Origin of the sequence: Mesorhizobium sp. M0830 (assembly GCF_040319965.1) — a bacterium.
Taxonomy (GTDB): domain Bacteria; phylum Pseudomonadota; class Alphaproteobacteria; order Rhizobiales; family Rhizobiaceae; genus Mesorhizobium.
In genome coordinates this window covers 33321-42500 of the sequence record NZ_JAMYOR010000038.1, presented here as the reverse complement: position 1 = coordinate 42500, position 9180 = coordinate 33321, and the positions used below count along the sequence as shown (strand labels likewise).

General features: G+C 62.9%; 5 protein-coding genes and 1 pseudogene (1 of these 6 cut by a window edge). 2 read left to right on the top strand and 4 right to left on the bottom strand.

Going from position 1 to position 9180, the window contains the following annotated elements:
- On the top strand, positions 1-1896 hold the 3' portion of the coding sequence (locus NKI20_RS21400) for a M23 family metallopeptidase (protein WP_352833970.1). 72 nt of this gene lie to the left of the window's left edge; only the last 1896 of its 1968 coding nucleotides appear in the window; the start codon falls outside the window, past its left edge; the stop codon is at positions 1894-1896.
- 27 nt (positions 1897-1923) lie between these two features.
- Here the strand turns inward: NKI20_RS21400 and NKI20_RS21395 are convergent, their stop codons facing one another.
- The gene (locus NKI20_RS21395) at positions 1924-3483 is read right to left on the bottom strand and encodes an MFS transporter (RefSeq protein ID WP_352833967.1); all 1560 of its coding nucleotides are present in this window, start codon (positions 3481-3483) and stop codon (positions 1924-1926) included.
- Between the two features lie 151 nt (positions 3484-3634).
- Between NKI20_RS21395 and NKI20_RS21390 the strand changes: the two genes are divergently transcribed.
- Entirely contained in the window at positions 3635-4267 is a 633-nt protein-coding gene (locus NKI20_RS21390) for a TMEM175 family protein (protein WP_352833964.1), read from the top strand.
- On the opposite strand, the gene NKI20_RS21385 is transcribed toward NKI20_RS21390, so the two are convergent.
- From NKI20_RS21385 to clpB, 3 genes and pseudogenes are all read right to left on the bottom strand, one after another.
- Positions 4241-5761: a L,D-transpeptidase family protein gene (locus NKI20_RS21385; RefSeq protein ID WP_352833982.1), complete on the bottom strand. Its 1521-nt coding sequence runs from the start codon at positions 5759-5761 to the stop codon at positions 4241-4243. The genes NKI20_RS21390 and NKI20_RS21385 overlap by 27 nt on opposite strands.
- A 150-nt stretch (positions 5762-5911) precedes the next feature.
- A pseudogene (locus NKI20_RS21380) lies at positions 5912-6276 on the bottom strand (MmcQ/YjbR family DNA-binding protein).
- 119 nt (positions 6277-6395) lie between these two features.
- Positions 6396-9002 (bottom strand): ATP-dependent chaperone ClpB, encoded by a 2607-nt coding sequence (gene clpB, locus NKI20_RS21375; RefSeq protein WP_352833962.1) that lies wholly within the window; start codon positions 9000-9002, stop codon positions 6396-6398.
- Positions 9003-9180: the final 178 nt, after the last annotated feature.

Here is a 9180-nt window from a genome sequence, read left to right as displayed (position 1 = left end):
CCGCCCGACCGGCGCGAGGTTTCTGCGCGCTGGCTTTCAGGAACCTTCCTCACCGGCGTGACCTCGAGCGTACTGATGGGCGTCGCGCTGTTCGCCGCCCTTGACGGCCGCCAGCAGCTGGCCACCCCGCCCGAGATCGCCGAGTTGATCAATCTTGCCGGTAACGGCGATTCCGGCGAAGTCGCCAAGACCACAAGGCTGGTGGCGCCGCGTCAGATCGCCAAGGCCAAGGACCGTCGCCGCATGGAAGTGTCGATGGTGACCAAGGTCGGCGACCGCGACGTCATCCACACCATGCCTTTCGTGCAGATCAAGATGGCGCTTGGCGCGGGCCACACCACCAGCCGCGCCTACCCGCCCTTCGATCCGATGCAGGTGTTCGGCGACGACAGCGACGACAGTGCTCAGCCTGCGACAGCCTCGGCCGCTTCCGGCCAGATCTACGGCGCCAAGGTCGAGAGCGAGATGAGCCTGAAGACCGTCGATTTCCCGATCGAGACGGCTTCCTTCGACGAAAAGAGCGACCTGTCCGCCGACGAAGTGGAGAAGGTCGTGCGCGAAGCCGGCACCGACCTCAGCGACGGCGCCGTGCAGGTCGCTTCACTTCACTATGTCGACCCGCAGCGGTTCGGCGAAGCCTTTGCCGAGAGCATGGCAGGCTCCTACGACGTCAAGATCGTGCCGGAGAACGTCTCGGTTGCGCCGCGCGCCGCCGCCGACGACCAGGCGCCGGCTTTCGCCGAGGAGATCATCCCCTTCACCAAGGATCTCGACGTCACTGAGGCTTTTGCTGATTCGGGCTACACGGGTGAAGACGCCACCGGCATGGCCGAAGCCATCACCAAGCTGTTGAACGCGACAGCGCTCAAGGCCGGAACCGTGCTGCGTGTCGGGCTTGAGGTTCGCGGCGATGCCGCCAGGGTCGTGCGCACCAGCGTCTACGACAGGACACAGCACATCGTCACCATCGCGCTCGACGATCGCGGCCAGTATGTGCCGGCGCAGGAACCGGATCCTAATCCCGAATTGCTGACGGCCTTCGATGATTCGTCGGCTCCGGTGGTGGTGCGCGGCAACTTGCCCAACATTTATGACGGCATCTACCGCACCGCCTATTCCTACGGCATGTCCAAGGCGATGACCAAGCAGCTGATCAAGCTGCTGGCGTCTGGCGTCGACTTTCAGTCCAGGCTCAACCCCGCCGACCGCATCGAAGTGCTGTTTTCGCAGCCCGATGGCGACGACCAGACCTCGGACAGCTCCGAGCTTCTCTACGTCTCGGCGACGTTCGGCGGCCAGACGCGCAACTTCTACCGTTTCCAGATGCAGGACGGCAGCACCGACTATTTCGACGAGAACGGCTCGAGCGCCGAGCAGTTCCTGCTGCGCAACCCGCTGCCCAACGGCAGATTTACCTCCGGGTTTGGTGCCCGCAAACATCCGATCCTCGGCTATGTCCGCATGCACACCGGCACCGATTGGGCCGCTCCCATCGGATCGCCGATCATCGCCGCTGGCAATGGTGTCGTCGAGAAGGCGGGCTGGGCCGGCGGCTATGGCAAGCAGATCATCCTGCGCCATGCCAATGGCTACGAGACGTCATACAATCACCAGAGCGCCTTTGCCAAAGGCATCGAACCCGGCGTGCGCGTGCGCCAGGGCCAGATCATTGGTTATCTCGGCCAGACCGGTCTCTCCACCGGTCCGCACCTCCACTACGAGCTGATCGTCAACGGCACCAAAGTTGATTCGATGCGCGTCCGGCTGCCGGTAGGCAAGGTGCTGAAGGGCGACGACCTCGTCGCCTTCAAGCGCGAGCGCGAGCGCATCGACGATCTGCTGAAGCAGGAAGACAGTGATTCGCTGAAGGTTGCGAGTGCCAAGATCGACGGTTGATCCGTCGGTCCAACCTTGCTGAATTTCTCAGCCTTGCGGATTTTCTGAACCCCGCGGCCATGGCAGCGGTTGCCCGGAAATGGTCGTCCAGGCAATGACAGTCGAAAGCAGGCAAAGCAGCGCCGTCACCGCAGAGACGGCGGCAAACGCGGCGTCGCTCGCGGCGAGCCTTGCCGCATCGACGGCGGGCGCAAGGCCAACCGTCGCCGGCTCGCCAAAGCCAGGCACGCCGGGCGTTGCATTGCCATCCAGCGCGTGCGCGTAGGCCCAAGCGGCAAGCGAGCCCATCGCCGCCACCGCGATCAGACCGCCGATGCGCGAGACGGCATTGTTGATGCCGGAGGCCGCACCCGTATCCTTGTCTTCAACCGCCGTCATGATCGCGGTCGACAATGGCGATACGACCAGCGCCATGCCGAGCCCCATCAGCGCCATCAGCGGAAATGTCCCCGTCCAGAAATTGTGAATGCCGGCATGGGCGAGCAAGGCAAGTCCGGCGAAGGCGAAAGCCACGACAAGGCTGCCGCAGGCGATCGGAAAACGCGGGCCGATCCGGTCCGACAGCTGGCCGACCGGTCCCGACAGGAGTGCGATCAATGCCGACAGCGGCAAGAAAATGAAGCCGACCTCGGCCGTACTCAGCCCCCAGCCGGCTATCAGCAACATCGGCAGATAGAAAAGATTGGCCGACAGCGCGAAATAGAGGAAAAACGTCGCCACATTGGCGCCGGCGAAGGCGCCGACGCGAAACAGCGACAGATCGATCATCGGCTCGCGCTGTCGAAGTTCAAAAAAGATGAAAACGACAAGCAGTCCGGCGCCAGCGGCAATGCTCGGCCCCGACATGTGGCTCTCGTCGCTGGCGCTCATCGAGGTCAGCCCATAGGCGAGCGCGCCGAACGCCAATGTCGCGAGCGCGGCGCCGGCGAGGTCCAGGCTGCGTTTCTCCGTCGGCGTATCGGCTGGAACCTTGGCCAGCAGAAGATAGATCGAGATCAAGCCGAGCGGCAGGTTGACTGCGAAGATCGCCCGCCAGATGCCGTCGCCGAAAGCCGACAGCACGAAGCCGCCGAAAACCGGGCCAAGTGCCGTGGTCAGTGCCGAGGCCGCTGCCCAGACACCGATGGCGCGGCCGCGTTCCTTTTTTGGGTAGGCCTTGGCAATGATGGCGAGACTGCCCGGCACCATGATCGCAGCACCAATGCCCTGCACGGCGCGAAATGCGATCAGCACAATTGCATTCGGCGCCAGCGCACAGGCAAGCGAAGCGGCAATGAACAGCGCAATGCCTGCCACGAAGGCGCGGCGCAGCCCGAATCGGTCACCGGCGGCACCCCCGGCAAGGATCAGCGCCGACAGCGTCAACGCATAGGCGTTGGAAATCCACTGCGCTTGCGCCAGGCTGGCGCCGAGGTTGACGCGGATCGCCGGCATGGCGATGGCAAGGATCGAACCGTCGATGAAGCCGAGTGCCGAGGCCAGGATTGCCGCGATCAGCACAAATCGCCGCTGCGCTTGCGGGCAGAAGGTTCCATTCGTGACCGGACTGGTCAGGGGGACGGCGGCGGCGGCACTTGGTGAATGCATGGAACCTTGCTTAGACTTCGGGTGTAATGGCAACAACCGGCCAGCGGCTTGCTGTCGTTGAAACCAGCCACATTGCCGGGATTGCGCCTGCTCTGACGCAAACGGCGGCAGCCATGTTAGGTTTCCTGCAAATTGCAACGGGGAGAAATCGATGAAGCGGCCACTTGAAGCATCGGCGGAGGGACGTGGCCGCATCGTCGGCATCACTGACGGGGTGTTCGCGATCGCGCTCACCTTGATTGTCCTCGAAATCAGGGTGCCGGCACGCGAGGCGATCCATTCAGAAGGCGAACTGCTTGCCGCGATCGTAGCACTGGCGCCACGCTTCCTGACTTACGCCTTGAGTTTCCTGACGCTGACCATCTTCTGGTTCGGCCAGCAGGCACAGCATGGCCTGATCGCCAGATCCGACCGACGGCTTGCGACGTTGAACCTCTGCTTTCTCGCCTTCATCGCCCTGCTGCCGTTCTCGACCGACCTTCTGGCTGACTTCCTCGAGTTCAGAATCGCCGTGCTGGTCTACTGGCTCAATCTGCTGATGCTCGGCGTCACCCTGTTCGCGAGCTGGTGCTATGCGGAGAAGAACGGCTTCCTGGCAGAGGGTGTCGACGCGGAAACGAAACGCACGGTCTATCTGCGCATCATCAAGGCGCAAATACTGTGGGCGATCGGCGCCGCATTGTCATTCGTCAATGCCTTGCTCGGCATCGGCTTCATCCTGGTCGTGCAGCTGATCTATGCCGCCGCACTTCGGAGTTCACTGCTGCGCGAAATCATCGGCTGAAGGCCCGCCGACAAACTCAACCGTCACACCCGGCGAAACCAGTTTGGCCAGCTCACGCGCATCCCAGTTGGTCAGGCGCACGCAGCCATGGCTTTCAGTCTTGCCGATCTTCGAGGGGTCGGGTGTGCCATGAATGCCGTAGGTCGGCTTGTCCAGCGCGATCCAAACCGAGCCGACGGGACCGTTCGGGCCTGGCGGAATGGTCAGGATCTTGTTGTTTTGACCCTGCTTGAAATTGATGCTGGGGTTGTAGGTGTAGTTCGGATCGAGCGCGACGCGCGATACCGCATGCGTCCCGGACGGTGACGGCGTATCCGACGAGCCAATGGTGGCGGGATAGGCTGCCACCAGCTTGCCGCCGGCATCATAGGCGAAAACCTCTTTCTTGTCCTTGTCGGCGACGATGCGGGCCACCGGCGTCGAGACCAGCCTGCCGAAATTGGCGACTTTGATGATCGTGCCGGGGCGATTGAAGTTGACGTCCGGGTTGAGCGCCTTGAGATAATTCTCGTCCATGTGGAAGCGCTCCGCCAGCGCTTCGGTCACAGACGTATAGCCCATGCGATCGAGCTGCGCCTTTTGGCTGTAGTCTTCCGGGATCGAGGCGACATACGGGCCGGCCGCATCCTCCGGCGTGATCGTGTAGTTGGCGAAAGCGTCGCCGCCGGATTGCGCCAGTGCTGACTGGATGCCGACAGCATCGGTCGATCGCAGATTGCTTCCGGTGATCTGGTTGTAGGCGGCGAGTGCCTTGTCGACATTCGAACCGAATCGCCCGTCGATGACGCCAGGCGAAGCGCCACCCCGGTCGAGCAGCACCTGCAGCGCTGCGACGTCCTCGCGCGCTCCCAGCGAAAGCGACGGCTCGATGGTCTTGCCGCCGATCTTCGGCGGCAGTGCCGCCTGATCCTCGGGCATGGTCTGTTCGGTCGGTGCCGCAGGCTGACCAGGGTCTATCGAGGCCTCGTCCAGCGGCTGACGCGTTATGATTTGCGGCTCTGCCGGCTGGGGTGCATCGGGAAAATTGTTGTCGTAGCTGCCATCGTCCTGCGGTGGCGGCGGATAGACTTCCACGGAATTGTCACCGTTAGGATCGTATTCGTCGGCCGGCGGCGGGATGACCCGGCCTTCCTCTTCCAGTTGCTTGCGGCGGAACCGCGCCATATCTTCCGGATTGTCGAGATAGTAGCGATCATTGTCATCGGGGACGCGGCCCAGTTCGCGCAACCGTGTCTCGCGACGCAGCGCGCGGCGATCGAGTCGCGACTTCGGCGGCTGAATGGCGATGACCTTGCCGGTTTCGGCGTCAACGATGACGCGGTTGCCCCTGGCGTCGTAGTAGATGTCCAGATTGCCGTCCTGTGCGAGCAGGATGGCACCGTCGTTGATGGCCCGGACAATCGGTGGTGCGCTGTCCTGCGTCGGGGCAGCGACGGCATTGGCAGACAAGAACCCGCCGGCAAGTGCCAAGAGGGTGAAGATCGTGCGCAGCATGGTGGCGAAGCTCTCCGGTCCGTAATTGCCGCCGCCCGGCAGTGTCCCTGTAAGGCGAACCCCTTCGCCAGCAAACCAGTCAATCACCATATGGTTCCAATATGAACCGGGCATGAAGATGGCGGTTTCCGGCGCATCGGCGAATATTATCTAGCTTGCGGCAAGACCCAATTCCTTGCGCGCCTGCTTGGTCAGCTTCAGGGCGACAAGACGATGGCTCTCGCGCAGATAGTCCTTCAGCGCACTATCATCCATGCTCTGGCTTGTCTGACGCTGGATCCATGTCATGCCGCGCGAGGCAAGATAGGGCGCGGGCCGCAGACCCGGCTGCTCCTTGAGCACATCGTAGGCGATATCGGAGCATTTGAAGGTTACGAAGAGTTGCCACCCTGGCCCCAGCCGCCGATCGCAAAGACCTTGGCTCCGACCTTCCAGACATGGGCACCGCCCCACTGGACGACATGGGTCGTCGACGGCAATGAAGCGCAGAAGTCGTTATAGTCGTCCAGCGTCATCAGTGCTCTCAGGTTTTTTGGTGTATTCCGCCCAAAAGTGGCGCCAGTTTTGGGAGAATGACATGCATATGTCAAAGACCCAAGACGCCGCGCATCCAGAATGGACGCGCGGCGTTTGATCAGGCTGCCGCTTCCGCCGCGACGATCGTCGGCTTCGAGCGGAAGTTCAGCCGGTCGGAACCAGCTGTCACCTTGACGGTCGAGCCGTCGAGGATGTCCCCGAGCAGTACCTTCTCCGCCAGCGGATCCTGCAGTTCCTTCTGCATCACCCGTTTCAGCGGCCGCGCGCCATAGGCCGGGTCGTAACCCTTGGCTGCCAGCCAGTCGATCGCCTCCTGATCCAGCGACAGCGTGATCTTGCGGTCGACAAGCAGGCTCTCCAGCCGCTTGAGCTGGATCTCGACGATGCGGCCCATATCCTGCCGGCGCAGCCGGTGGAACAGGATCACCTCGTCGACGCGGTTGAGGAACTCCGGCCGGAACGATGCCCTGACGACATTCATCACCTCGTCGCGAACCACATCGACATCCTGGTCCTCGCCGAGACTGACGAGATATTCAGCACCGAGGTTCGAGGTCATGATGATCAGCGTGTTGCGGAAGTCGACGGTACGGCCCTGGCCGTCGGTCAGCCGGCCGTCGTCGAGCACCTGCAACAGCACGTTGAAGACATCGGGATGTGCCTTTTCGATCTCGTCGAACAGCACGACCTGATAAGGCCGCCGCCGCACCGCTTCGGTCAGCGCGCCGCCTTCCTCATAGCCGACATAGCCGGGAGGCGCGCCGATCAGCCGGGCAACCGAGTGCTTCTCCATGAACTCCGACATGTCGATGCGCACCATCGCGCTTTCGTCGTCGAACAGGAAGTTCGCCAGCGCCTTGGTCAGTTCGGTCTTGCCGACACCCGTCGGTCCGAGGAACATGAACGAGCCGATCGGCCGGTTCGGATCCTGCAGGCCCGCACGCGCCCGACGCACGGCCTTCGAGACGGACTGCACCGCTTCGCCCTGGCCGACGACGCGCTTGCCGATCTCGTCTTCCATGCGCAGCAGCTTGTCGCGCTCGCCCTGCAGCATCTTGTCGACCGGAATGCCGGTCCAGCGCGAGACGATATGGGCGACGTGGTCGGGGGTGACCACCTCTTCGACCATGCCGACCTTGCCGTCCTGGGCCTCGGCCTGCTTCAGCTTCTTTTCCAGTTCCGGGATCTTGCCATAGGCTAGCTCGCCGGCGCGCTGGAACTCACCCTTGCGCTGGGCAATGGCAAGGTCGTTGCGCGCCTCGTCTAGCTGCTTCTTGAGGTCAGCGGCGAGCCCGAGCTTCTGCTTCTCGGCTTGCCACTTGGCGGTGATCTCGGTCGATTCCTCTTCGAGGCCGACGAGTTCCTTTTCCAGGCGGGCGAGTCGGTCCTTCGAGGCATCGTCCGTCTCGACCTTCAGCGCTTCGCGCTCGATCTTGAGCTGCATGATGCGGCGATCGATCTCGTCCAGTGCTTCGGGCTTGGAATCGACCTGCATGCGCAGTCGCGATGCGGCCTCGTCGACGAGGTCGATCGCCTTGTCCGGCAGGAAGCGGTCGGCGATGTAGCGGTTGGACAGCGTCGCCGCCGCCACCAGCGCCGAATCCGAGATACGCACCTTGTGGTGCTGCTCGTATTTTTCCTTCAGGCCACGCAGGATCGAAACGGTGTCTTCCACCGTCGGCTCATCGACGAACACCGGCTGGAAGCGCCGGGCAAGGGCTGCATCTTTCTCGACATGCTTGCGGTACTCGTCGAGCGTGGTGGCGCCGACACAGTGCAGTTCACCGCGCGCAAGCGCGGGCTTCAACAAGTTCGACGCATCCATGGCGCCATCCGCCTTTCCGGCACCGACCAGCGTGTGCATCTCGTCGATGAACAGGATGATGTTGCCGCTGGCCGAGGTGACTTCGGAGAGCACGGCCTTCAGCCGTTCCTCGAACTCGCCGCGGTATTTGGCGCCGGCAATCAGCGCGCCCATGTCGAGCGCCATCAATTGCTTGTCCTTCAGCGATTCCGGCACGTCGCCATTGACGATGCGCAGCGCCAGGCCTTCGGCGATCGCTGTCTTGCCGACGCCCGGTTCACCGATCAGCACCGGATTGTTCTTGGTGCGGCGCGACAGCACCTGGATGGTGCGTCGGATCTCGTCGTCACGGCCAATCACCGGATCGAGCTTGCCGGCACGCCCATCCGCGGTCAGGTCGCGCGCATATTTCTTCAGCGCGTCGTAGCCCTGTTCCGCACTCGCTGAATCGGCGGTGCGGCCCTTGCGGACGTCGTTGATGACCTGGTTGAGTGCCTGCGCGGTGACGCCGGCCTTGGCCAGGATGTCGGCGGTCTTGGCCGATTTCTCCATGGCGAGCGCCTGCAGCAGCCGCTCGACGGTGACAAAACTGTCGCCCGCCTTCTTGGCCAGTTCCTCGGCGGTCGAGAACACTTTTGCCAGCGGCTGCGCGAGATAGAGCTGCCCATTGCCGCCCTCGACCTTGGGCATCGCCTCGAGCGCCGTCTCGACGCCAAGCTTGACGTCGCGGACGTTGCCGCCGGCGCGCTCGATCAGCGATGCGGCCAGGCCCTCGTCATCGTCGACGAGCACTTTCAGGATGTGTTCAGGCGTGAACTGCTGGTGGTTGCGGGAGAGCGCCATGGTCTGCGCGGACTGGATGAAGCCGCGCACGCGCTCGGAGTATTTCTCAAGGTTCATGTCTGTCTCCTTCCATCACCGGCCCGCTTTGCGGCACCGGATCAGATTGCGGTGACGAACCCGCCCATTCGAGCCGGATCCTGTTCAGCCGAGATATGGTGCATAGGCCACGCTCTCTCAAGACGCCTTGATATCGGTCAACGCATAATATTCCATCGCGGCACAAAACAAAAACGGC